This window comes from Primorskyibacter aestuariivivens (assembly GCF_028023675.1).
GTDB classification, from domain to species: domain Bacteria; phylum Pseudomonadota; class Alphaproteobacteria; order Rhodobacterales; family Rhodobacteraceae; genus Marinovum; species Marinovum aestuariivivens.
The window spans coordinates 57,766-80,371 of record NZ_JAQIOZ010000020.1; the positions used below are offsets into that span (position 1 = coordinate 57,766).

The 22,606-nt window shown below is 63.7% G+C and carries 22 protein-coding genes; 13 read left to right on the forward strand and 9 right to left on the reverse strand.

The annotated features are described in order from the left end of the window. The first annotated feature begins 152 nt into the window (after window positions 1-152). From PGB28_RS17910 to ccmI, 4 genes are read left to right on the forward strand one after another with little or no spacing between them, the layout of a single operon-like run. Window positions 153-2,144 carry a heme lyase CcmF/NrfE family subunit gene (locus PGB28_RS17910; protein ID WP_271422903.1) on the forward strand — a complete coding sequence of 664 codons (1,992 nt, stop codon included), beginning with the start codon at window positions 153-155 and terminating at the stop codon, window positions 2,142-2,144. A 2-nt stretch (window positions 2,145-2,146) separates the two neighbouring features. Beyond that, entirely contained in the window at window positions 2,147-2,704 is a 558-nt protein-coding gene (locus PGB28_RS17915; protein WP_271422904.1) for a DsbE family thiol:disulfide interchange protein, read from the forward strand. After that, a complete protein-coding gene (locus tag PGB28_RS17920; RefSeq protein WP_271422905.1) occupies window positions 2,701-3,183 on the forward strand; it encodes a cytochrome c-type biogenesis protein in 483 nt (160 codons plus the stop codon). The genes PGB28_RS17915 and PGB28_RS17920 overlap by 4 nt, the downstream gene beginning before the upstream one ends. A gap of 3 nt (window positions 3,184-3,186) precedes the next feature. Continuing rightward, complete coding sequence (ccmI, locus tag PGB28_RS17925) at window positions 3,187-4,335, forward strand: c-type cytochrome biogenesis protein CcmI (protein ID WP_271422906.1); 1,149 nt, start codon at window positions 3,187-3,189, stop codon at window positions 4,333-4,335. 117 nt (window positions 4,336-4,452) lie between these two features. On the opposite strand, the gene PGB28_RS17930 is transcribed toward ccmI, so the two are convergent. Both PGB28_RS17930 and PGB28_RS17935 read right to left on the reverse strand, forming a co-directional pair. Beyond that, window positions 4,453-6,483 carry a protein-disulfide reductase DsbD family protein gene (locus PGB28_RS17930; RefSeq protein WP_271422907.1) on the reverse strand — a complete coding sequence of 677 codons (2,031 nt, stop codon included), beginning with the start codon at window positions 6,481-6,483 and terminating at the stop codon, window positions 4,453-4,455. Between the two features lie 105 nt (window positions 6,484-6,588). Beyond that, on the reverse strand, window positions 6,589-7,386 hold the full coding sequence (locus PGB28_RS17935; RefSeq protein WP_271422908.1) for a phytanoyl-CoA dioxygenase family protein: 798 nt from the start codon (window positions 7,384-7,386) through the stop codon (window positions 6,589-6,591). A 63-nt stretch (window positions 7,387-7,449) separates the two neighbouring features. Here PGB28_RS17935 and ade point away from each other — a divergent pair, with 63 nt between their 5' ends. After that, window positions 7,450-9,147 (forward strand): adenine deaminase, encoded by a 1,698-nt coding sequence (gene ade / locus PGB28_RS17940; RefSeq protein WP_271422909.1) that lies wholly within the window; start codon window positions 7,450-7,452, stop codon window positions 9,145-9,147. On the opposite strand, the gene PGB28_RS17945 is transcribed toward ade, so the two are convergent. The 7 genes from PGB28_RS17945 to hmgA form a co-directional block, all read right to left on the reverse strand. Beyond that, window positions 9,134-9,580: a MarR family winged helix-turn-helix transcriptional regulator gene (locus PGB28_RS17945; RefSeq protein ID WP_271422910.1), complete on the reverse strand. Its 447-nt coding sequence runs from the start codon at window positions 9,578-9,580 to the stop codon at window positions 9,134-9,136. The two genes, ade and PGB28_RS17945, sit on opposite strands and share 14 nt — an antisense overlap. Window positions 9,581-9,583: 3 nt before the next feature. Continuing rightward, window positions 9,584-9,772 carry a DUF2783 domain-containing protein gene (locus tag PGB28_RS17950; RefSeq protein ID WP_271422911.1) on the reverse strand — a complete coding sequence of 63 codons (189 nt, stop codon included), beginning with the start codon at window positions 9,770-9,772 and terminating at the stop codon, window positions 9,584-9,586. After that, window positions 9,769-11,391 carry an FAD-dependent oxidoreductase gene (locus PGB28_RS17955; protein ID WP_271422912.1) on the reverse strand — a complete coding sequence of 541 codons (1,623 nt, stop codon included), beginning with the start codon at window positions 11,389-11,391 and terminating at the stop codon, window positions 9,769-9,771. The genes PGB28_RS17950 and PGB28_RS17955 overlap by 4 nt, the downstream gene beginning before the upstream one ends. 78 nt (window positions 11,392-11,469) lie before the next feature. Next, window positions 11,470-11,742, reverse strand: coding sequence for a hypothetical protein (locus PGB28_RS17960; protein ID WP_271422913.1), 273 nt, complete (start codon window positions 11,740-11,742; stop codon window positions 11,470-11,472). A 3-nt stretch (window positions 11,743-11,745) separates the two neighbouring features. Continuing rightward, a complete protein-coding gene (locus PGB28_RS17965; RefSeq protein ID WP_271422914.1) occupies window positions 11,746-12,696 on the reverse strand; it encodes an MBL fold metallo-hydrolase in 951 nt (316 codons plus the stop codon). A gap of 79 nt (window positions 12,697-12,775) precedes the next feature. Further along, complete coding sequence (fahA, locus tag PGB28_RS17970) at window positions 12,776-14,023, reverse strand: fumarylacetoacetase (protein ID WP_271422915.1); 1,248 nt, start codon at window positions 14,021-14,023, stop codon at window positions 12,776-12,778. Window positions 14,024-14,051: 28 nt separating this feature from the next. Beyond that, on the reverse strand, window positions 14,052-15,416 hold the full coding sequence (gene hmgA / locus PGB28_RS17975) for a homogentisate 1,2-dioxygenase (RefSeq protein ID WP_271422916.1): 1,365 nt from the start codon (window positions 15,414-15,416) through the stop codon (window positions 14,052-14,054). Between the two features lie 121 nt (window positions 15,417-15,537). Between hmgA and PGB28_RS17980 the strand changes: the two genes are divergently transcribed. The 8 genes from PGB28_RS17980 to PGB28_RS18015 all read left to right on the forward strand — a co-directional run bounded on the left by PGB28_RS17980 (window position 15,538) and on the right by PGB28_RS18015 (window position 22,547). Next, window positions 15,538-16,014 carry a MarR family winged helix-turn-helix transcriptional regulator gene (locus tag PGB28_RS17980; RefSeq protein WP_271422917.1) on the forward strand — a complete coding sequence of 159 codons (477 nt, stop codon included), beginning with the start codon at window positions 15,538-15,540 and terminating at the stop codon, window positions 16,012-16,014. Further along, window positions 15,998-16,618 (forward strand): maleylacetoacetate isomerase, encoded by a 621-nt coding sequence (maiA, locus tag PGB28_RS17985; protein WP_271422918.1) that lies wholly within the window; start codon window positions 15,998-16,000, stop codon window positions 16,616-16,618. The genes PGB28_RS17980 and maiA overlap by 17 nt, the downstream gene beginning before the upstream one ends. Window positions 16,619-16,682: 64 nt before the next feature. Then, complete coding sequence (kynU, locus tag PGB28_RS17990; RefSeq protein WP_271422919.1) at window positions 16,683-17,876, forward strand: kynureninase; 1,194 nt, start codon at window positions 16,683-16,685, stop codon at window positions 17,874-17,876. A gap of 154 nt (window positions 17,877-18,030) precedes the next feature. Continuing rightward, complete coding sequence (locus PGB28_RS17995) at window positions 18,031-19,161, forward strand: ABC transporter substrate-binding protein (RefSeq protein ID WP_271422920.1); 1,131 nt, start codon at window positions 18,031-18,033, stop codon at window positions 19,159-19,161. 60 nt (window positions 19,162-19,221) lie between these two features. After that, entirely contained in the window at window positions 19,222-20,142 is a 921-nt protein-coding gene (locus PGB28_RS18000) for a branched-chain amino acid ABC transporter permease (protein WP_271422921.1), read from the forward strand. Then, a complete protein-coding gene (locus PGB28_RS18005) occupies window positions 20,139-21,122 on the forward strand; it encodes a branched-chain amino acid ABC transporter permease (protein WP_271422922.1) in 984 nt (327 codons plus the stop codon). Before PGB28_RS18000 ends, PGB28_RS18005 begins: the two co-directional genes overlap by 4 nt. Then, entirely contained in the window at window positions 21,115-21,864 is a 750-nt protein-coding gene (locus PGB28_RS18010) for an ABC transporter ATP-binding protein (protein WP_271422923.1), read from the forward strand. Before PGB28_RS18005 ends, PGB28_RS18010 begins: the two co-directional genes overlap by 8 nt. After that, complete coding sequence (locus PGB28_RS18015; RefSeq protein ID WP_271422924.1) at window positions 21,861-22,547, forward strand: ABC transporter ATP-binding protein; 687 nt, start codon at window positions 21,861-21,863, stop codon at window positions 22,545-22,547. Before PGB28_RS18010 ends, PGB28_RS18015 begins: the two co-directional genes overlap by 4 nt. Window positions 22,548-22,606: the final 59 nt, after the last annotated feature.

Below are 22,606 nucleotides of genomic sequence, written 5' to 3' on the forward strand. Positions count from 1 at the left end.
AGACCGGATTGCGAACAAACCGGTCCCGGACGGGAGGGTTTCGCACAGGGTGCGACCAATTTGGGGGTGCGCTGGCGAAAAGGTGACTTAAATATTCACGTGCGACGCATTAGGAGTGTTGCATATATTTCCTGCGACGTTAGGGAGGCCGCATGATCCCCGAACTTGGACAATTCGCACTGGCACTGGCATTGGGCCTTGCGCTTGTGCAATCCATCGTACCGATGATGGGGGCCGCGCGCGGCAATCTGGTCTGGATGCGCTCGGCGCAATCCACCGCGCTGGGTCAGCTGGTTTTTGTTGCCGTGGCCTTTGGCGCGCTGATGTGGGCCTTTGTGGTCAGCGATTTCACCGTCAAGAACGTGGCGGACAACTCCAACTCGCTCAAGCCGATGATCTACAAGGTCGCCGCCACATGGGGCAGCCACGAAGGTTCGCTGCTTTTGTGGACGCTGATCCTCACGCTGTTTGGCGCGGGCGTTGCGGTGTTTGGCGCGAATATCCCCCATGCGCTGCGGGCGCGGACGCTGGCGGTGCAGGCGTGGATTGGCGTGGGCTTCCTGAGCTTCATGATCTTTACCTCGAACCCGTTTGACCGGCTGTCGCCCGCGCCGGTGGATGGCTCTGACCTGAACCCGCTGTTGCAGGATATCGGCCTCGCCCTGCATCCGCCGCTGCTTTACGTGGGCTATGTGGGCTTTTCCATCGTGTTCAGCTTTGCCGTCGCTGCGCTGATCGAGGGCCGGGTCGATGCGGCATGGGCGCGCTGGGTGCGGCCATGGACGCTGGCGGCGTGGATGAGCCTGACCGGGGGGATCGCGCTGGGGTCCTGGTGGGCCTATTACGAGCTGGGCTGGGGCGGCTGGTGGTTCTGGGACCCGGTGGAAAACGTGTCCTTCATGCCCTGGCTTCTGGGCACGGCACTGTTGCATTCCGCCATCGTGACGGAAAAACGCGGCGCGTTCAAAAGCTGGACGATCCTGCTGGCGATCCTGACCTTTTCGCTGTCTCTGCTGGGCACCTTCATCGTGCGCTCGGGGCTTTTGACCTCGGTGCATGCGTTTGCCGTGGACCCCGAACGCGGCGTCTACATTCTTGCGCTTCTGGGCATTTCCATCGGTGGCTCGCTCACGCTTTATGCCTGGCGCGCGCCCGCGATGGAGGGCGGCGGGCTGTTCACGCCCATCAGCCGCGAAGGCGGGCTGTTGATCAATAACCTTCTACTGGCCACGGCCACCGGCACCGTGCTGTTCGGCACGCTCTACCCGCTTTTCCTTGAGGCGATCACCGGCGAGAAAATCTCGGTCGGGCCGCCGTTTTACAACATGTCCTTCAACCCGCTTATGCTGCCCCTGATCTTTGTCATGGGGCTGGGGCCGTTCCTGTCGTGGAAACGCGCGGATTTGCGCGGCGTGGCACAAAGGCTTTGGCTGGTGTTTGGCGTCAGCTTCGTAGCCATGCTGGTGGTCTGGTACATCGTCACCAAAGGCCCGGTGATTGCCATTCTGGCCTTTGGTCTGGCGATCTGGCTCATGCTGGCGACGCTTCAGGAATGGGGCGCGCGCATCAAGCTGTTCCGCGCGCCGTTTTCCGAAAGCTGGCGGCGGATGAAGAACCTGCCGCGCGCCTCGCATGGGATGACCATGGCCCATCTGGGGCTGGCGGTCTGCATCTTTGGCTTTGTCGGCTCGTCGGCCTGGAAAGACGAGGTGGTGACCTTTGCCGAGCCGGGGACGAAGATCGTCGTGGCAGGCTTCACCGTGGAGTTTGAGGGCGTTGAGCGGGTGCGCGGGCCGAACTATATCGCCAGCCGTGCCACGCTGGACGTGACCCGTGACGGCGAGTTCATCACCAAGCTTTACCCGGAACGGCGCAACTACCCTGTCGCGCAAAGCTCCACGACTGAAAGCGCCATTCGCCACACGCTGGCGGGGGACCTCTATGCCTCCATCGCCGCCCCGGCCTCGGAACAGGCGGGCAATGCCTGGACCTTGCGCGTGCTTTATGAGCCTCTGGTCAATTTCATCTGGCTGGGCTCGTTCATGCTTGTCCTGGGTGGCGCGCTGAGCCTGTCTGATCGTCGCCTGCGCGTGGGCGCCCCAAGACGGGCCAAGACGCCAGCAAATGTTCAACCTGCGGAGTAAGCATGCAACGCATTCTGGTCTTCATTCCCATCGTCGTGGTGGCAATTCTTGGCGGCTTCTTTCTCTGGGGGCTGAATCCGGATCGGGACCCAAATGCGATCCCTTCGGTGTTGATTTCCAAACCGGCACCGCAGTTCGATCTTGGCCCCATCGCTGGCGTGGACAGCCCCGGGCTGAAGACCTCAGATCTGGCCGCTTCGGGCGAACCCGTAGTGCTCAATGTCTTTGCCTCCTGGTGCGTGCCGTGCCGGGCGGAGCATGGCGTTCTGACGCGTCTGGCGCGGGACGAAGGCTTTGACCTGATGGGCATCAATTACAAGGACAAGCCCGAGGATGCGCGCGCATGGCTGGAAGAACTGGGCAATCCTTACGCGCGCATTGGCGCGGATGAGACCGGGCGCGCTGGGATCGAATGGGGCATCTCCGGCGTGCCCGAGACCTTTGTCGTCGACGGCTCGGGCACCGTGGTCTGGCGTTATGTCGGCCCGATTGCGACCGAGCAGTCGCAAGACGAGCTGCGCGCGGCGCTGGCCGAAGCACGGGGCGGGGCGGGATCGTGAAACATCTGCTGAGCCTGATCTTTGTGCTGCTGGCGGGTATCGCTCTGGCCGTGGAACCGGATGAAATCCTCGACGACCCGGAGCTTGAGGCACGGGCACGGGCAATCTCCAAGGATGTGCGCTGTGTCGTGTGTCAGAACGAACCGATCGACAGCTCCAATGCGGGCGTGGCGCGCGACCTGCGCATCCTGATCCGCGAACGGCTGGTGGCCGGGGATAGCGACGACGAGGTGCGCGATTTCCTGGTCGAGAAATACGGCGATTACGTACTGTTCAAACCGCCCTTCAATGCCAAGACCTATGCGCTCTGGCTGGCGCCTTTGGCACTCTTGGGATTGGGCGGGCTGGCGGCGGCCACGGTCTTCTCGCGGCGACGCGGTGCGGCGGATGCACAGGCGGGGTTGTCGGACGAGGAAGAAGCGATAGTGGCCGAGCTGATGCAGCGCTTCGGGCAGGACAGACAAGACAAGGACGGCTGAGCCATGATGTTCTGGATACTTGGCGCCGCGATGGCGCTTGTGGCGGCTGTGATCGTGGTGCTGCCCCTTTGGCGGCGCGGTGGGGCGCAGATCGGTCATACCGAGGGCGCGCTGGCCATTTTTGTCGATCAGCTCAAGGAAATCGAGGATGAGCGCGTGCGCGGTCTGATCTCGGACGAAGAGGCCGCGGCGGCGGCGGTCGAGATCAAGCGGCGCATGCTGAATGTCGAGAAACAGGGCGGCGCGCGCATCGTCAGCAAAGGCGGGGCGCTGGCGCTCATGGCCTCCGCTGTGCTGGTTCCGGCGCTGGCCGGTGGGGTGTACGTGCTCAATGGTGCGCCGGGCTTGCCCAGCCAGCCCTTTGCCGAACGCGCCGATGAACGCGAAGAAGACCGGCGCATCGCCGATCTGACAGAGCGGCTTCGCGCGCGGCTTCTGGCCGAAGAGAATGGCGGCGCGACCGAGGGCTGGGTGTTGCTTGGGCAGACCTATATGCGCATGGGTCGCTACGGCGATGCGGTCTGGGCTTTTGAGCGGCTGGAGGAGCGCGAAGACGTGACGGCCGGTATTCTCACGCAATTGGCCGAGGCGCTGATCGCCGTCGATCAGGGCGCGGTGACGGTGCGCGCCAATGCCCTGCTGGACCGGGCGTTGCAGATGGACCCGCTGAGCCCGGCGGGCAGCTATTACAAGGCGCAATGGCTGGAACAGGATGGCCGCCCAGCCAAGGCGCGGGAATTGCTGATGCTCCGCATGCGGCAGGAGGATAGTTTCCAGCCCTGGATGGAGAGTTTCCTGGCCCAGATCAACCGGCTTGGCGCAAGCATTGGCGAGGCGCCGGTGACCCTGGCCGATTTCGTCGACATGCCGCGCGGTCCCAGCGCCGAGGACGTGGAAGCGGCGGGCGAGATGTCTGAGGAGGATCGGGGCGCCTTTATCCGGCAGATGGTCAGCAATCTGGCTGAGCGGATGGAGGAAGAGCCGGAGAACCTCGATGGCTGGTTGCAGCTGGGCCGGGCTTATGGGGTGCTGGGCGAGCGTGAGAATGCGCTTGCGGCCTATCGTGCAGCCGAAGGTTTGCTGGACGGATTGGCGGCGGATGATCCGCGCCGGGGTGTTGTGGCACAGGGGCTGGCCGCGAACGGCGGGTAATCCAATTGAGTGCCTTCGGCACACTGTATTCAGCCGCTTCGCGGCGGTTTGGGGGCTCTGCCCCCGCCTTCGGCTCCCCCGAGGTATTTGCAAACAGAAGAAGTGTGATGTGCTCGGCTAGTTTCCCGAGGCGTCGTTGACTGCGGTCAGGATCGCGTCCTTGCTCAGCAATTCGGGCAGCGCGATGCCATTGGGCGCGGCGGGGCCGTAGACCGCGTTGAACGGGATGCCGAAGCGGTTGAAGCGCTCCAGATAGGCCGAGATCGAGGGGTCCGGGCGGGTCCAGTCGGCCTGCATCGCGACGATGCCCTCGCTGGCCAGCAGGCTGGCAATGGGATCGCGGTCGAGTACGAGCGCCTTGTTGGCCTTGCAGGTCAGGCACCAGTCGGCGGTGACATCGACGAACACGGTTTTGCCGCTCGCGACATGGCCCGAGATGGAGCTTTCGCTGAATGCGGCCCAGCGGGTTGCGCTGGCCGGAGCTTCGGGGGCAGGGCCTGAGAGGCGGGGCAGGGCAATGGCCAGTGCTGCGACAGCACTGACAAATGTCGCGCGCGCGGGCAGGCGGGGCAGGGCCAGCAGGATCAGGATCAGCGCCATGAGCCCCGCCACGATCGCCGTCAGCGGCCAGCCCGCCACGCCCCAGAGCACGAAGAACAGCCAGAGCGCGGTGAGCGCCAGGAGCGCGCCCATCAGCCATTTCAGCCCCAGCATCCAGCGTCCGGGCTTGGGCAGGAAGGCAACTGTGCCGGGGAAGAGCGCGATGGCGAGATAGGGCAACGCGAGGCCCACGCCAAGCGCGGTGAAAATCACCGCGATCTCCAGCGCGCCACCGGACATGGCATAGGCCACGGCGGTGCCAAGGAAGGGCGCGGAGCAGGGCGTGGCCAGCACGGCGGCAAAGGCACCAGTGGCGAAATCGCCCAGATGGCCGCTGCCGCCCGCAACCGACAGGCGGCTTTGCAGCGCCGAGGGCAGGGCCAGGTCGAACAATCCCGCCATATTGGCCGCAAAGATCAGCAGTATGGCGATCATCGTGGTCAGAAAGACCGGGCTTTGGAATTGCAGCCCCCAGCCCACCGCGTGGCCCATGCTTTGCAGGGCATAGGTGGCCGCCGCCAGAACCCAGAAGAAGCTGATGATCCCGGCGGCTGAAAGCAGGAACCCCGTGCGCACCCGGGCGCGGCCTTTTTCGGCCTTTTTCATCGCCCCCATCAGCTTGATCGACAGGACCGGAAGGACGCAGGGCATGACATTGAGGATCAGCCCGCCCAGCACCGCGATCAGCGCGGTCCAGAGCAGCCCGGCATCTGGCGTGCGCGCAGGGGCCGGCGGTGGTGCATCAGACAAGAGTGCCGGCAGCGTGGCAGCAAACCCGCCATCGGTGGCGGTGAGGTGCAGATCGGGCGTGTCCTCGGGCAGGTAGAGCGCGGGGAAGCGCGCCCAGAGCCGGGTGCCGTCTCCGGAGAGACGGATCTCGGGCTTGCCGAAGGAGGCGTCGCCCAGTTCGGGGAAAACGTCGGGCGCGGCGAAGCCCGTGGGTTTGATCAGCGCCACGGTCAGCGCGTCATCGGACAGGTGCGCGGCCTCAAGGGTCATATCCGTTTCGGCAGCATCAAGCGGTACCTGCGCCAACGCAACAGCCACCAGGCTTGCGGCCTCAGCATCGATCCCGGTGCTTTGGGGCAGCGCCAGCGTCAGGGTGAAATCCTCGGGGATGCAGATATCCTTGCAGACCAGAAGGCGGGCCTGAGTGGTGAGGGTCGCGGCCTCGCCCGGTTGGTCCAGTGCCACGCGGATGGGAAAGACCACCTGGTCGCCATAGCCAAAATTTTCGATGTCAAAGGCGGTGAAGCGTGTGGGCGCGGGGTAGAGGAATTCGGTTTCGGCCACATTGTCCGAGGTGGACCAGTCCAGTTCGGGCGGCAGGCCCACTTCGCCGGGGCTGCGCCAATAGGTTTTCCAGCCCTCGGCCATCTCAACCACCAGACCGGCAGAGACCGAGCCCGCGCCGGGCGCGACGCCATTTTCGACCGTGATCAGCCGCGCCGTGAGCGCATGTGCCTCGTAGCGATCTGACGAGGCCGCCCATGCCGCCACAGGCAGCACAAGCGCTAGAACAAGCATGATGCGGGTCAAGAGGCGCATGGGATCTCCTTTCCGCTGAATATAGCGGCTTGGACGTGCTTTTGCGCCATCCACGACGTCACGTCGAGAGGGGGGAGCGGTCACTTTGACGCGAGGGTCGCGGGATCAGCGGGGCCAGACCTGCGGGAACCAGTCTTCGCGCAGCTTTTGCCCCGGCTTCATGTCATGGCCGGGAAAGGGCGGCGAGGTGCGCCCGGGCCGCTGCACATAGCGCGCGTCATCGCCAACCATGCGCAGAGAAAAGGCGCGGCGGCGGTGACCTGTCTCATTGCCGCGCGCGCCATGCAGGATCATGAAGTTGAAGGCCACCGCATCACCGGGTTCCATGGCCCATTCGGTGATATTCATGCCCTCGGCATCGGGGTCCGGCACAGGCATATAGGCGTCTTCGTCGGGATAGAAGTTTTCCTCGCTCAGCCAGCGGGTGGGCAAAACCGGTTTCTCCCAGAGATGTGAGCCCGCCACGCAGCGCAGCGAGGCCTCGGTGACGGGATCGACCGGCGACCAGAAGCTGGCGGTCTGCTGGCCCTCGACGAAATAATACGGCCCGTCCTGGTGCCAGGGCGTGGGTTTCGAGGTGCCGGGTTCCTTGACCAGCACGTGGTCGTGAAAGACCTGCACCCTGTCCGATCCCATGAGATTGGCGGCGACCTCTGCCGCCGGGCTGGTCTCGATTACCTCTCGGAACTCGGGGATGCGCGTCCAGTTGCAGTAATCATCGAAAAAGCGCCCGGCCTCGCCCTTGTGCAGGTTTTCCGCCGCATAAGGCCCAGGCTCGGCCATGTTGCGGTCAATGCCCGCGCGCAAGGTGTCGACATGATCGGCGAACAGCCCCTTGATCAGCACAACACCGTCGCGCTGATAGGTATCGACATCGTCTTGAGTAACCAGCTGATGCAGCATGGTGTTTCCCCTCGTTTTGGCGGACGGTATGCTGAGCGGGAAACGGGATCAATGGGGTGCATCATGGCAGAGCTTGAAACACGGATTGCGCAGGGGCGCGGCGATGAACCGGCCGATCTGGTGCTGCGGGGCGGGCGGGTGTTCTGCCTTGTCACTGGCGACATGACCCGCGGTGACGTGGCGGTCTGTGGTGACCGGATCGTGGGGATCGGCGCGGAATACGAGGGCCGCGAGGTGGTGGATGTCTCGGGGCTGACGCTGGTGCCCGGGTTCATCGACACACATCTGCATATCGAAAGCTCGCTGATCACGCCGTTCGAATTCGACCGTTGTGTCGCGCCGCGCGGGGTCACCACGGCGATCTGTGATCCGCATGAAATTGCCAATGTGGTGGGGCTGGAGGGCATCCGCTATTTCCAACGCGCGAGCGAACACACGCTGATGGATATCCGGGTGCAGCTGTCCTCCTGCGTTCCGTCCACAGAGATGGAAACCGCAGGCGCGCGGATAGAAGCGGATGATTTGCAACAAGTTATGGGGCATCCTTCATCCATTGGATTGGCTGAGTTCATGAATTATCCCGGTGTTATCCACCGTGATCCCGGCGCCATGGCCAAGCTGAAGCTGTTCGAAGGCGGCCATATCGACGGGCATTGTCCGATGCTCTCGGGGCGCGATCTCAATGCCTATATCGCGGCGGGTATCCGAACCGAGCATGAGGCGACCACGGCGCAAGAGGCACGCGAAAAGCTGCAAAAGGGCATGCGGGTGCTGATCCGCGAAGGGTCGGTCAGCAAGGATCTGGAGGCGCTGGCGGAGGTGCTGAGCGAACGGACCAGCGCCTATATGTGCCTGTGTACCGATGACAGGAACCCGCTGGATATCGCGGAACATGGTCATCTCGATTACATGATCCGGCGGCTCATCCAGCGCGGCGTGCCGCCGCTTGCGGTCTACCGCGCCGCGTCGCTGTCTGCGGCAGAGGCCTTTGGTCTTAAGGATCGCGGGTTGATCGCGCCGGGGCTGCGGGCCGATATCGTGGCGCTGTCCTCGCTTGACGACTGCCGGGCCGAGAAAGTGTTCTGCGCGGGCGTCGAACTGACAGAGGCGGCATTTGCGGCGCGGGGGCATGTGGGCGTGGTGGGGCGCGGATCCGTCACCGCGCCACGGGTGACAGCCGAGGATTTTCGCGCCACCGGCAACCGGACCGCCACGGATGTGATCGGCATCATCGAAGGCAAGATCATCACCGAACATCTGCACGAAGAGATCACTATCGAAGACGGCGACAAACGCCCCGATGCCGCCCGCGATCTGGCGCGTATCGCCGTGGTGGAACGCCATGGCAAGAACGGCAATATCGCCACCGGTTTCGTGCGCGGCTTTGGCATGCAGGCGGGGGCCATTGCGTCCACCGTCTGTCACGATCACCACAACATCGCCTGCGTGGGGATGGATTACGCCGATATGGCAGTTGCGGCGAACCGACTGTCAGAGCTTGAGGGCGGGTTTGTCGTGGTGCGGGACGGCGCGGTGCTGGCCGAACTTGCGCTGCCCGTTGCGGGGCTGATGAGCCTTGAGCCGTTCGAGGTGGTGCATCGCCACCTGATCGAATTGCGCGATGCGGCGCGAGGTCTGGGCGTGGTGCTGGAAGAGCCGTTCTTGCAGCTGGCCTTCCTTGCCCTGCCGGTGATCCCGGCGCTCAAGATCACCGATCGCGGCATGGTGGATGTGATGAAATTCGAGATTATTCCGGGCTAGGTACGCCGCTTTCCTTTGTCGCGCGCGCTAGTGTGCTCAGCCCGCGCTCTAACGCGGCGCGGTCCTCGACGCTCATCCGCGCCAGGATTTGGTCGGCCTGCGCGTTGACCCGGTCAAACACCTCATGAAACAGCCTGCGCCCGGCATCGGTGCAGGTATAGAGTTTCAATCGGCGATCCCCGGGCGATGGCGCGCGGATGATCAAGGCCTTCGCTTCAAGCCGATCCGCGGCGCGGCTCACCTGCACCTTGTCCAGCGTGCCAAGCCGGGCCAGATCGCGCGAAGTCAGCGACCCGGTATCGGCCAGAAGGAAGAGAAACCGCCATTCCTCGCGGCTCAGGCCGAAGTCGCGCTGATAGACCTCGGTGAGTTGCCGGGAAAACCCGTCCGCCACCACGGCGAGCCGGTAGGGAAAGAACCCCTCAAGCTGCATCGCTCACGCTTTCGCCGCCTCCAGCGCGGCCTCCAGCACCGATTGATCGCCGATCTGGTTGGCGAGGATCAGGATCAATCGGGCATTGAACGCTTCGCTCTCCTCGTCGCTCAGCCCGTCATGCGCGGCAATCAACGCGGCGTAGAAATCATCCGCGCTTTCCAGATTGGGGGTCAGGGTCAGATCGCTCATATCGCCTCCTTGGCGCAGGCTGTGCGCAACGCTGCCGTCACGGCGGCGGCGTCGTAGTGCTCCCAGCGCGCCGTGACATGTTGGTCGGGACGGATCAGGTAGACGGCGGCGCGGGCCGAACCCAGGTAACGGTCGCTCAGCGCATCGCGGCCACCGGCAGACAACGCGACGCGTCGAATGGGAATGCCGTCTACTTCCAGCCGGTCCGGCACCTCGGTATTCAGCGTCAGCAGCACAAACCCGTCGCCCAACCGGTCGAGCAGAAACCCGTCGTCAATCGGCGCATCGGGGCAGGGGCTGCCCACCCGCGTCCGGGCCGGGCCACCCGTCAGCGCATCCGGCCCGTTCAGCGACAGCCCGTCATAGGTACAGGGCACGCTGAGACGCCCGGAATTCACGATGGGGCGGGCAAATTCGTATCTCTCGGCCAGATCCAGCACCGCGTTGCGGAACAGGTGGCTGACCCGCGATTTCGGCGTGATGAAATCGGTGGAGCGCGTGGAATTCAGGATATTCTCATCCGCGCCGTGAATGCGTTCCTCGTTATAGCTGTCGAGCAATCGTTCCGGTGCCTCGCCCCGGATCACCATGCCCAGTTTCCAGCCAAGATTGTCCACGTCCTGCATGCCCGAATTGGCCCCGCGCGCGCCAAAGGGCGAGACCTGATGCGCGCTGTCGCCGGCAAAGATCACCCGGTTATGCCGGAAGTCTTTCATGCGGCGGCACTGGAACGTGTAAATCGAGGTCCAGACGATCTCGTACTCCACATCGCCCAGCATCGCATCCAGCCGGGCGCGCACGTTTTCCTCCTTCAATTCTTCGGCGCGATCCACGTCCCAGCCAATCTGGAAGTCCACCCGCCAGATGCCATCGGGCTGGCGGTGCAGGAGCGTAGAGGCCCCGGATTTGAAATGCGGCTCGAACCAGAACCAGCGCTCGGTCGGGAACTCGTCATTCACCATGCGGATATCGGCGATCAGGAAGTTGTCCTCGAACACCCGCCCTTCGAAATCCAGTCCCAGCATCTTGCGCGTGGGGCTGCCCGCGCCGTCGCAGGCGATGAGCCAGTCGGCGCTTAGCTTATAGGGGCCTTCGGGGGTGTCGATTTCCAGCGTCACGCCATTCGCCTCCGGCGTGATCGCTTCGACCCGGTTCTTGCCCCGGATCTCAATCGGCGCGCCGCGGGCCTGTTCGGCTTTGATCTGTTCGAACAGGAAGCGTTCGAAATAGGGCTGCTGGAGATTGATGAAGGCGGGGTATTTGTGGCCCTCTTCGGGCAGCAGGTTGAATTCATAGACCTTGCGGTCATCGTGAAACACCTTGCCCAGGTTCCACACCACGCCCTTTTCCACCATCGGTTGACCGCAGCCATAGCGGTCGGCGATTTCCAGACAGCGTTTTGAGAAACAGATCGCGCGGCTGCCCTGTCCGATGCCCTCGTGATCGTCGAGCACCACCACAGGAATGCCCTGCCGTCCAAGATCCAGCGCCGAAGCCAGCCCGATAGGCCCGCCGCCGACCACGATGACCGGGTGATGCACCGGGCTGTCGGCATCCTGATCGGCGCTGCGGGCATAGGGGTAGAGTTTGAAGGCCAGTTGGTAACGGTCGTGGATCATCTCTTCTCCTCTCCTAATATGATAGCGCTCACTCCGCGGATATAGGCTAGGCAATCATTCACAGTCCGACGTGCCTGATTACGACCCGTCAAAGCCATCATGGCTTTCGTCGAAAGGGTCATGCGAAGTTTCGGACTCGTCGATCGTTTCGTCGGCGTCCGCGTCATCCTCATCGATTCTGCGACGCAGCGCAGTTTCATCCATTCCAATCGTCGCTGCGAAGAAACTTGAAGCCGCCAGCGTTGGGACGACCCAAACCATTTTTTCGGTCAGGTAGGCTGCCAAATAAGATGGAACGAGCACTATTGCGGCCTTAAACGCCGCAACTTTGAAATGAACGATTTTACTCATTCTTCACCCCTGCAACTCCGCCCACATCTCCTTGTCGCGCTCAGCGGTCCAGACGCGGGGGGTGTCGATGCCGCGGGCCTCGTCATAGGCGCGGGCCACGTTGAACGGCAGGCAATGCTCATAGATCGCGTAATCGCTGAATTTCGGGTCACATTCGGCGCGGCAGGCGTTCCAGGCTTCCTTGAGCGTGCCGCCGCGTGCCACAACCCTGGCCACTGGTTTGTAGGTTGAGTTGACGAAATCGGCGGTGCTTGCGATGGCCTTTGCCACCATCTCTTCGCCCACCAGCGCGTCGCCACGTCCCGGCGCGATGGATTTCGGCTCAAAGGACGCGATATTCATCAGCGTCTCTTCCCAGTCGCCAAAATGCCCGTCGCCGCAATAGCAGGCGGAGTGATATTCCACGATATCGCCGGTGAACATCACCTCCTGATCCGGCACCCAGATCACCGCATCACCGGCGGTATGGGCGCGGCCCAGCTTCATGATGTCCACCCGGCGCTTGCCCAGCATCACGGTCATGGATTCAGAGAATGTCGTGGTGGGTCGCGTCAGGCCGGGGATTTCCTCATGCCCCTGAAAGAGACGCGGGAAGCGGTCGAACTCGCTGTCCCAGTCTTCCTGCCCGCGTTCCTCGACCATGGCGGCGGCCACGTCGGACATGATGATTTCCCGCGCGCCATAGGCCGACGCGCCCAGCACGCGCACCGCGTGGTAATGGGTCAGGACCAGATGCGAGATCGGCTTGTCCGTGACCGAGCGGACGCAATCTATCACCTTGCGGGCCAGACGCGGGGTGGCCTGTGCCTCGATGATCATCACGCTGTCATCGCCGATGATCACGCCGGTGTTCGGATCGCCCTCGGCGGTGAAGGCATAAAGCCCGTCGCCAATCTCGGTGAAAGAGATGGTCTTTTCTTCCATGTCGCCGGCAGAGGCAAAGGCTTTGGTCATGTTGCGCGTCCTTGTTGTGTGTGGCGCCGGTGGCAGATTGCGGGAGCCTCCGGCGGGAGTTTATCTGGCAAGATGAAGATCAGGGTTGGAACGGGTCTTCAAGCGCGGGCAGCACCCGGCCGGTGCAGGCGCCGAAGCCCACGCGGTAGCCATCACCCCGCGCCGCGCCGCGCAGGGTCAGCCTGTCGCCATCCTCAAGAAAACTGCGCGTCTCGCCGCTGTCGAGCGTGACCGGTTCCTTGCCGCCCCAGCTCAGTTCCAGAAGCGCGCCGCGCTGGTGTTTTTCCGGGCCGGAGATGGTGCCCGACCCCAAGAGGTCACCCACCCGCATGGGGCAACCGCTGGTGGTGTGATGGGCCAGTTGCTGCGCCGAAGAATAGTACATTTCGCGGTAATTGGTGCGGCTGATCGTAGTCTCGATTTGTCCCTCCGGGGCAAGCCCCACCTCAAGGTCGATATCATAGAGCATCGGGCCGGGTTCGGCCAAGTAGTCCAGCAGCGGGCGTTCGCGTTCGGGCGTGTCGCAGCGGAAGGGCTCCAGCGCCGCCTTGGTCACGATCCAGGGGGAAATCGTGGTGGCGGCGGCCTTGGCCTGAAACGGACCCAGCGGCTGGTATTCCCAGGCCTGGATATCACGTGCCGACCAGTCATTGAGCAGCACATAGCCAAAGATCATGTCATCGGCCTGTTGCACGCTCACTGGTCCGTCAGAGGGCTGGCCGACAATGGCCCCCATTTCCAGTTCCAGATCAAAGCGTTTGCAGGGCGCAAAGACCGGTAGGTCCGCGTCGGGGGCTTTCAATTGGCCCCAGGGGCGGCGCACATCGGTGCCCGAGACCACCACGGATGACGCCCGGCCATTATAGCCGATGGGGATCGACAGCCAGTTCGGCGGCAGCGCGTTTTCCGGCCCCCGAAACATCGTGCCGACATTGGTGGCGTGATGCTTGCTGGCGTAGAAATCGGTGTATTCCGCCACGTTGAAAGGTAGGTGCATCTGCACCTCTGCCTGTGCGACCAGCAGGTCGGGGCGGGCATCGGCCCCGTCTGAGAGCAGCGCGGTCAGCGTGGCGCGCAGCTCACCCCAAGCCTCTGGGCCAAGCTCCATGAAATCGTTCCAGTAAGGCACGTCAAAGACCGGGGCGGCATCGCCCAACAGGCCATCGCCTTCGGCGGCGCAGAGATCAAGGATCTGATCGCCAATCGCCACCCCGCAGCGCGGCATCGAGCCGTCACCGGTGGAAAACACGCCGTAAGGCAGGTTGTTCAGCGGAAAATCCGTGTCGGGGGAATTGGCGCTCTCCATCCAGCTTTTCATAAGGCTCATCGTCTGGTCCCGTGCGATTGATCCGGCGTTACTTGTTCCAGTTGCCTTCCGGCGTGCCGTCGAACTTTTTCTCAAGGCTGTCCCAGCAGTCGATATAATCGTCCTGCATCGGTGCCTCCTTGCCTGCAAAGGGCGTCAGGTGCTGCGGGAAGCGGGTTTCGAACATGAAGGACATGGTGTTGTCCAGCTTCTCGGCGCCGAGATTGGCACGCGATGCGCCCTCGAACGCCTCGCGGTCGGGCCCGTGCGGGATCATCATGTTATGCAGGCTCATGCCGCCGGGGACAAAGCCCTGCGGCTTGGCGTCGTACTGGCCATAGATATTGCCCATCAGCTCGGACATGATGTTCTTGTGATACCAGGGCGGGCGGAAGGTGTTTTCCGCCACCATCCAGCGTTCGCGGAACAGCACAAAGTCGATATTGGCCGTCCCCGGCACGCCCGAGGGCGCGGTCAGCACGGTAAAGATTGACGGGTCCGGGTGATCGAACAGGATCGCGCCCACCGGGCAATAGGTCCGCAGATCGTATTTGTAGGGCGCGTAATTGCCGTGCCAGGCCACCACGTCGAGCGGGCTTTGCGCGATCTGTGTTTCATGGAACTGGCCGCACCATTTGATGGTCAGGGTCGAGGGCACCTCGCGATCCTCGAACGCCGCCACGGGGGCCTTGAAATCACGCGGGTTGGCCATGCAGTTGGCCCCGATGGGGCCACGACCCGGCAACTCGAATTTCTGGCCATAGTTTTCACAGACAAAGCCGCGGCAGGGGCCGTCCAGCACCTCGACCCGGTAGACAAGCCCGCGCGGGAGGATGGCGATTTCCTTGGGTTCGACATCAATGATCCCCAGTTCCGTGGCAAAGCGCAGGCGGCCTTCCTGTGGCACCACCAGAAGCTCGCTGTCGGCGGAAAAGAAATAGCTGTCCACCATGGATTGGGTGATCAGGTAGATATGGCTAGCCATGCCGACCTGGGTGTTCACGTCGCCCGCCGTGGTCATGGTCCGCATGCCGGTGAGCCAGGTCAGCGGCGCGTCGGAATGCGGCACCGGATCCCAGCGATATTGCCCAAGGCTGGTCACATCCGGGTCCACGCAAGGGGCGGATTTCCAATAGGGCAGGTCAATGCGCGTGTAGCGCGCCGAATGCTTTACCGAAGGGCGGATGCGGTAGGTCCATGTGCGTTCCGGCGGGTTGGCGGTAAAGGCCGTGCCAGAGAGCTGTTCGCCATAAAGCCCATAGGCGCATTTCTGGGGCGAATTCATGCCCTGCGGCAGCGCGCCGGGCAGGGCCTCGGTCTCGAAATCATTGGCCCATCCGGGCATGTAGCCCTCGGTGGTGCCAACCGGTGTCGCCGCTTGTTGCAGCCCGCTGGGGTGACGTGCGGTGTTCATGAAAACCTCCCCTCCAAGTGCCATGCAAATCGCTCGAGTCGGGTTGTCGCATAAACTTGTTGCAAATGCAACGATTTCTGATTTACTGCGCAAAAGGCCAATATTCACAGGGCAGGGCGCTATGACCGATCCCTTTGACATCCCGGCGGAACCGTCTGATCCGCAGTTTGACCTGTCGCGTTTCTCGCCCTATCGCGTGGCGCTGGCCGCGCAATTGCTCAGCGAGACGCTGGCGCGGGTTTACCGGGCGCGGTTTGGCCTTTCGATCCCGGATTGGCGGGTGATGGTGCACCTGTCGCAAAGCGGGCGCGCCTCGGTCCGCGATATCGAGGCCAAGGTGGTCATGGAAAAGTCCAAGGTCAGCCGGGCTGCGGCGCGGCTGGAGGGGCGCGGGCTGATTGCCAAGCGCCAGAGCGAAAGTGACAAGCGGCTGGTCGATCTGACCCTGACCGACGCGGGGCAGGCGATGATGGATGAGTTGTTGCCGCTGGCCGCGCAGTTTCAGAGACGGATCGAGGCGCAGCTTGGAACGGATTTCGCCGGGTTTGACGCTGCTCTGAGCCGGATCATCGAGGCATATCATGACAGTTCTCTATGATTACTGGCGCTCGTCGGCCAGCTACCGGGTGCGCATCGCGCTGAACCTCGCCGGAGAGGAGTGGCGCGCGGTGCCGGTGGATTTGCTGGCGGCCGAGCACAAGGCCACGGCGCATCTGGCGCGTCACCCCCAGGGGCTGGTGCCTGCGCTGGAAATAGACGGGATCATGATGACCCAATCGCTGGCGATCATCGAGTATCTGGAGGAAACGCGCGGGCTGGGGCTTTTGCCCGATGCGCCCGGGGATCGCGCCCGCGTGCGCGCAATGGCCTATGCAATTGCTATTGATATCCACCCGGTCTGTAACCTGAGTGTCGCGCGTTTCGCCGTCGAGCAATCGGGCGGGGCGCTGAACATGCAGGACTGGATGCAGCATTTCATCACCCCGGGCCTGCGCGCCTTTGAGGCGATGCTGGGGCCGGGGCGCTATTGCTGGGGGAACGGGGTGAGCCTCGCCGATCTCTGCCTTGTGCCGCAGCTCTATAATGCCCGGCGCTGGGCGGTGGATTTGACCGACATGCCGCGCATACGGGCGATCGACGCGCGGCTGAATGATCTGCCCGCCTTTGCCGCGGCGCATCCCGATCGAGTCAAACCGGCTTGAACCCGGGGCCGATCCGGGGTTCGGTAGCGCCCAAATCTCTTGCACCAGACCTAAGAGGACCATCATGGGCGTATCGCTGCCACGCAAAGAGCTTTTCGACCTGCCCGAGGGGATGATCTATCTCGACGGCAATTCGCTGGGGGTGCTGCCAAAGGGGGCGGCTGAGCGGGCCCAGCGCGTGATCACCGAGGAATGGGGCGGGCAGTTGATCCGCGCCTGGAACTCGGCGGGCTGGATGGACCTGCCGCGCGTGGTGGGGGACCGGTTGGCGGCGCTGATCGGCGCGCCTGCGGGATCGGTGGCCACGGGCGATACCCTGTCGATCAAGGTCTATCAGGCGCTGGCCGCGGCATTGAAGATGCGGCCCGACCGGCGCGTGATCCTGTCGGATAACGGCAATTTTCCCTCGGACCTTTATATGGCGCAGGGGCTGATCGGCACGCTGGATCAGGGCTACGCGCTGCGCACGCCTGCACCCGAGGATGTGGCCGAGGCCATCACCGACGAGGTCGCCGTGGTCATGCTGACCCATGTGGATTACCGCACGGGGCGCATGCATGACATGGAGGCGATCACCAAGCGCGCCCATGCCGCCGGTGCGGTGATGATCTGGGATCTGGCCCATAGCGCGGGGGCTGTGCCGGTGGAGATCGCGGCGTCCAACGCCGAGTTTGCCGTGGGCTGCACGTACAAGTATCTCAATGGCGGCCCCGGCGCGCCCGCGTTCATCTATGCCCGGCCCGATATCATCGAGAGCGTTCAGCCGGCACTGTCCGGCTGGCTGGGCCATGACGCGCCCTTTGCCATGGAGCGCGATTATCGCCCGGCCATGTCCACCGAGCGGCTGCGCGTCGGCACGCCGCCGATTGTGCAACTGGCGCTGCTGGATGCGGCCTTGGATGTCTGGGACGGGGTCGATATGGGCGATCTGCGCGCGGCCTCCATGGCGCTGGGCGATCTGTTCATTGCAGAGGTCGAGGCGCGCTGTCCCCAACTGCGGCTTGCCTCGCCACGCGATGCCCATCAACGCGGGTCTCAGGTGTCGTTTGCCTTTGCACATGGCTATGCCGCGATGCAGGCGCTGATCGACCGGGGCGTGATCGGAGACTTCCGCGCGCCCGACATCATGCGCTTTGGCTTTACGCCGCTCTATCTGGACGCGGACGACGTGATCCGCGCGGCGGAGATATTGGAAGAGGTGATCACCACCCGCGCGTGGGACGATCCGAAGTATCAGACGCGGTCACGGGTGACGTAAGCCGGGTCGCGTAGCGGCCCGGCATGCGCCCGCCCGCCCCCAAGGCGGGCGCATGACTCTTTAAGAGCCATGATCCAACACAAAAATTAACGCCCACCGCTTGCCTTCCCCGCCCCGATTGCGCTTCATGGCCCCAAACAACAGGGAGACACACATGAAAAAGCTTCTCATGGGGGCTGCGGCCCTTGCCATGTCCGCCACATTTGCCTCGGCCGAGGTCAAGGTGGGCATGATCACCACGCTCTCGGGCGGTGGCGCGGGTCTGGGCATCGACGTGCGCGACGGCTTCATGCTGGCCATCGCGCAATCGGGCCGCGACGATATCGAAGTGATTATCGAGGATGACCAGCGCAAGCCCGACATCGCGGTGCAGCTCTCTGACAAGCTGATCCAGTCGGAGCGCGTCGATGTGATGACCGGCATCATCTGGTCCAACCTCGCCATGGCGGTGGTGCCCGCGGCGGTGAACCAGAACGTATTCTACCTGTCGCCCAATGCGGGGCCCTCTGCGCTGGCCGGGCCGGGCTGTCACAAGAACTATTTCAACGTGGCCTGGCAGAATGACAACCTGCACGAGGCGGCGGGCGCTTATGCCAACAGCGCGGGCTATGGCAACAGCTTCATCCTTGCGCCCAACTACCCGGCGGGCAAGGACGCGCTGACCGGGTATAAACGCTTCTTCGAGGGCGACTTGGCGGGGGAGATCTATACCAAGCTGGGCCAGACCGATTACGCGGCTGAAATCGCGCAGATCCGCGCCTCGGGCGCCGACAGCGTGTTTTTCTTCCTGCCGGGCGGTATGGGGATTTCCTTCCTCAAGCAGTACGCCGATTCCGGCGTGGACCTGCCGCTGGTTGGCCCGGCCTTCAGCTTTGATCAGGGCATCCTTCAGGCGGTGGGCGACGCGGCCATGGGCGTGGTGAACACCTCGCAATGGTCCAAGGATATCGACAACCCGACCAACGCCGCCTTTGTCGAAAGCTTCCAGGCCGAATATGGTCGTCTGCCCTCGCTCTATGCGAGCCAGGGGTTTGACACCGCGAACCTGCTGATCTCGGCGCTGGAAAAGGCCGATCCGTCCGATGCCGATGCCTTCCGCGCCGCGTTGAAAGCAGCTGAGTTTGACAGCACGCGGGGCGATTTCGCCTTTGGTGACAACCACCACCCGATCCAGGACATCTATGCCCGCGAAGTGATCAAGGAAGGGGACGTCTTCACCAACAAGATCATCGGCGTGGCGCTGGAAAACCACGCTGACGCCTATGCCGCTGAGTGCAAGATGTAAGACGGCATCCGGCCCGGGGGCGTATTCCTCCCGGGCCAATACGCGCAGGCAGAGCAGCCCATGTCCTTTATCCTGATCGTCGAACAGGTCCTCAACGGCCTGCAATTCGGTGTCATGCTGTTTCTCATGGCAGCGGGGCTGACGCTGATTTTTGGCGTGATGGGGCTGATCAACCTCGCGCATGGTTCGCTCTACATGGTCGGCGCTTTCGCGGCGGCGGCGGTGGCGGGCTGGACCGGGTCTTTCCTTCTGGCGCTCTTGGCGGCGCTGATGGCGGCGGCGCTGGCGGGGGCGATCATCGAGATGGTGGTGATCCGCAGGCTCTATGCCACCGACCATCTGGATCAGGTGCTGGCGACCTTTGCGCTGATCCTTGTGTTTTCCGAGGGCACGCGCTGGGTTTTTGGCTCTTTTCCGCTGTTTCTCGATATTCCCGACTACCTCTCCGGCCCCGTGACCCTGCCGGGGGGCATCCAGTATCCGCTTTACCGGCTGACGCTGATTGTCGTGGGGCTCTTGGTGGGGCTGGGCCTCTGGGCGCTTATTGAGCGCACACGGTTGGGTATCCAGATCCGCGCAGGCGAGAATGACCGCGAGATGATTGCCGCGCTCGGCGTGGATATCTCAAAGCTTTACACGCTGGTCTTTGCGCTCGGCGCGGCGCTAGCGGGGCTGGCGGGCGCGCTGGTGGGCGCGATCCAGTCGGTGCAGGTGGGCATGGGCGAGCCGGTGCTGATCCTTGCCTTCGTGGTGATCGTGATCGGCGGGATCGGCTCGATCAAGGGGGCCTTTATCGGGGCGCTACTGGTGGGGCTGACGGATACGCTGGGGGGCATCTTCCTGCCGGAGCTGTTCAAGCTTGTCATGTCCCCCGCTGCGGCCACCTCTTTCGGCTCATCGCTGGCCTCGATTGGCATTTACCTGTTGATGGCGGCGGTGCTGATCTGGCGGCCCACGGGGCTCTTTGGGGCGCGGGCATGATTTCGGAACGTATGCTCAACCTGACTGTGATCGGCGGGCTGCTGGCGGTGGCGCTTGCGGCGCTGGTGCTGGACCAGCCCTTTACCATAACGCTGGCCACGCGGGTGGCGATCCTGTCGCTGGCCGCCGTGGGGCTGAACATCGCGCTGGGTCTTGGCGGGCTGGTGAGCTTTGGCCATGCGGCGTTTTTCGGCATTGGTGGCTACGCGATGGGCATCCTCGCCTATCATGCCCAGACCTACACGCCGCTGGATCTGGGCCTGTTCACGGTGGCCGGGACAAAATCCATGCCGGTGATCTGGCTGGTGGCGATGGTCCTGTCCGCCCTCGCTGCGCTGCTCATAGGGCTTTTGGCGCTGCGCACCAGCGGGGTTTATTTTATCATGATCACGCTGGCATTCGCGCAGATGTTCTACTACTTCACCCTGTCCTGGAGCGCGTACGGCGGCGAAGATGGTCTGTCGATCTATATCCGCAACGGCTTTCCGGGGCTGAACACGCTGGTGCCGATCCAGTTCTTTGGCATCTGCTTTGTGATCCTGTGCGCGGCGCTCTACCTGTTCCACCGGCTGGAGCATGCGCCCTTTGGTCTTGCGCTCGGCTCGGCCCGGCAGGCGCCCATGCGGGTCGAAACCGTGGGGCTCAGCCCCATGCGTCTGCGGCTGGTGGCCTTCGTGCTCTCGGGCGCGATCACCGGGCTGGCCGGGGCGCTCTTTGCCGATCTCAACCGCTTTGTCAGCCCCACCATGTTCAGTTGGCACATGTCCGGCGAATTGATCGTGCTGATCATCCTGGGGGGCGTGGCGCGGCTCATCGGGCCGGTGATCGGGGCGGTGCTCTTTGTCGTGCTGGAACATTACCTTGGCGGCATGACCGAGTTCTGGAAAATCTGGCTTGGCGTGATCCTTTTGCTGATCGTGCTGTTTGCGCGCGGGGGCGTGGCGGGGCTTTTGTCGCCGCGAAAGGTGGGCCATGACTGAGCCTATCCTTGAGACGCGCGGGTTGACCAAAAGCTTCGGCGCGCTGGTGGCCGGCGATGACATCTCCATCGACCTGCGAAAGGGCGAGATCCACGCCATCATTGGTCCCAATGGCGCGGGAAAATCGACGTTGATCCAGATGATCTGTGGCGGGTTGAAACCCGATGCAGGGCAGGTGCGCCTGATGGGCCGTGACGTGACCGGCGACAGCACCGCGTCGCGCGCCCGCGCAGGACTGGGCCGCACGTTCCAGATTTCCGCGCTGGCGATGGAAAACTCGGTCCTGCAAAACGCCATGCTGGGCGCGATGGGGGCGCTGGATCATCCCTGGCGCTTCTGGCGTCCGGTGCTCGCGCGCAGCGATTTGCGCGACCGGGCTGAGGCCTGTCTCGACCGCGCGGGGCTTTTGGAGTTGCGCAGCCGCCGCGTGGCCGATCTCAGCCACGGGGAGCGGCGGCAGCTCGAACTGGCCGTGGCGCTGACGCTGCAACCGCGCGCCTTTGTCATGGATGAACCCATGGCGGGGTTGGGCGCGGGCGGGTCGGCCCGCATGACCGAGGTGCTGGACGCGCTGCGCGCCGAGGCGCCGATCCTGCTGGTGGAACATGACATGGATGCGGTCTTTGCGCTGGCGGACCGGATCAGCGTGCTGGTCTATGGCCGCGTCATCGCCACCGGGAGCGTCGGAGAAATCCGCGCCAATGCCGCCGTGCGCGAAGCATATCTGGGAGAGGACGCATGAGCCTGCTCACGCTGTCCGGCCTGACCGCGTCCTACGGCGCGACGCCCGCGCTCTTCGGTGTCGATCTGGAGGTCGGCGCAGGCGAGGTCGTGGCGCTGATGGGGCGCAACGGCATGGGCAAGACCACCACCGTGCGCGCCATCAGCCGGATAATCGGCTCGGAGGGGACACTGCGCTTTGATGGCCACGATTTGCACGGGATGCCCAGCCACCGCGTCGCGCGGGCCGGGATCGGGCTGGTGCCCGAGGGGCGGCGCTGTTTCGCGGACCTGACGGTGACCGAGAACCTGATCGCTGCCGCACGTCTCGGCGACTGGTCGCTGGATCGGGTGCATGGGCTTTTTCCGCGATTGGGCGAACGCGCGGGCCAGCGCGCCGCATCCCTGTCGGGAGGGGAGCAGCAGATGCTGGCCATTGGCCGCGCGCTGATGACCAATCCCCGCCTGCTGATCCTTGACGAGGCGACCGAGGGGCTGGCCCCCATCGTGCGACAGGAAATCTGGGCCGCGATCCGCGCGCTCAAGGCCGGGACCGGCATGGCAATCCTGCTGATCGACAAATCGCTGAAGGAGCTGTCGACGGTGGCGGACCGCGCGGTGATCCTGGAACGCGGGCGCACGGTCTGGGCCGGGGCGATGGGCGCGCTGAGCGACGAGATCACGCAGCAATATGTGGGCGTGTGAGCCGCGCAAAGAAAAACGCGCCGGAGGCCCGGCGCGTTCCAATCGTCCTCATCGCATGA

Excerpts from the sequence above, each read along its gene's own strand:
- PGB28_RS18010 (WP_271422923.1), top strand. The coding sequence starts at position 21,115 with ATGACTGAGCCTATCCTTGAGACGCGCGGGTTGACCAAAAGCTTCGGC.
- PGB28_RS18000 (WP_271422921.1), top strand. The coding sequence starts at position 19,222 with ATGTCCTTTATCCTGATCGTCGAACAGGTCCTCAACGGCCTGCAATTC.
- PGB28_RS17950 (WP_271422911.1), bottom strand. The coding sequence starts at position 9,772 with ATGAGCGATCTGACCCTGACCCCCAATCTGGAAAGCGCGGATGATTTC.
- PGB28_RS17910 (WP_271422903.1), top strand. The coding sequence starts at position 153 with ATGATCCCCGAACTTGGACAATTCGCACTGGCACTGGCATTGGGCCTT.
- PGB28_RS17980 (WP_271422917.1), top strand. The coding sequence starts at position 15,538 with ATGACCGATCCCTTTGACATCCCGGCGGAACCGTCTGATCCGCAGTTT.
- PGB28_RS17955 (WP_271422912.1), bottom strand. The coding sequence starts at position 11,391 with ATGATCCACGACCGTTACCAACTGGCCTTCAAACTCTACCCCTATGCC.
- hmgA (WP_271422916.1), bottom strand. The coding sequence starts at position 15,416 with ATGAACACCGCACGTCACCCCAGCGGGCTGCAACAAGCGGCGACACCG.
- kynU (WP_271422919.1), top strand. The coding sequence starts at position 16,683 with ATGGGCGTATCGCTGCCACGCAAAGAGCTTTTCGACCTGCCCGAGGGG.
- PGB28_RS17915 (WP_271422904.1), top strand. The coding sequence starts at position 2,147 with ATGCAACGCATTCTGGTCTTCATTCCCATCGTCGTGGTGGCAATTCTT.
- ade (WP_271422909.1), top strand. The coding sequence starts at position 7,450 with ATGGCAGAGCTTGAAACACGGATTGCGCAGGGGCGCGGCGATGAACCG.
- PGB28_RS18015 (WP_271422924.1), top strand. The coding sequence starts at position 21,861 with ATGAGCCTGCTCACGCTGTCCGGCCTGACCGCGTCCTACGGCGCGACG.
- PGB28_RS17930 (WP_271422907.1), bottom strand. The coding sequence starts at position 6,483 with ATGCGCCTCTTGACCCGCATCATGCTTGTTCTAGCGCTTGTGCTGCCT.
- PGB28_RS17935 (WP_271422908.1), bottom strand. The coding sequence starts at position 7,386 with ATGCTGCATCAGCTGGTTACTCAAGACGATGTCGATACCTATCAGCGC.
- maiA (WP_271422918.1), top strand. The coding sequence starts at position 15,998 with ATGACAGTTCTCTATGATTACTGGCGCTCGTCGGCCAGCTACCGGGTG.
- fahA (WP_271422915.1), bottom strand. The coding sequence starts at position 14,023 with ATGAGCCTTATGAAAAGCTGGATGGAGAGCGCCAATTCCCCCGACACG.
- PGB28_RS17965 (WP_271422914.1), bottom strand. The coding sequence starts at position 12,696 with ATGACCAAAGCCTTTGCCTCTGCCGGCGACATGGAAGAAAAGACCATC.
- PGB28_RS18005 (WP_271422922.1), top strand. The coding sequence starts at position 20,139 with ATGATTTCGGAACGTATGCTCAACCTGACTGTGATCGGCGGGCTGCTG.
- PGB28_RS17960 (WP_271422913.1), bottom strand. The coding sequence starts at position 11,742 with ATGAGTAAAATCGTTCATTTCAAAGTTGCGGCGTTTAAGGCCGCAATA.
- ccmI (WP_271422906.1), top strand. The coding sequence starts at position 3,187 with ATGATGTTCTGGATACTTGGCGCCGCGATGGCGCTTGTGGCGGCTGTG.
- PGB28_RS17995 (WP_271422920.1), top strand. The coding sequence starts at position 18,031 with ATGAAAAAGCTTCTCATGGGGGCTGCGGCCCTTGCCATGTCCGCCACA.
- PGB28_RS17945 (WP_271422910.1), bottom strand. The coding sequence starts at position 9,580 with ATGCAGCTTGAGGGGTTCTTTCCCTACCGGCTCGCCGTGGTGGCGGAC.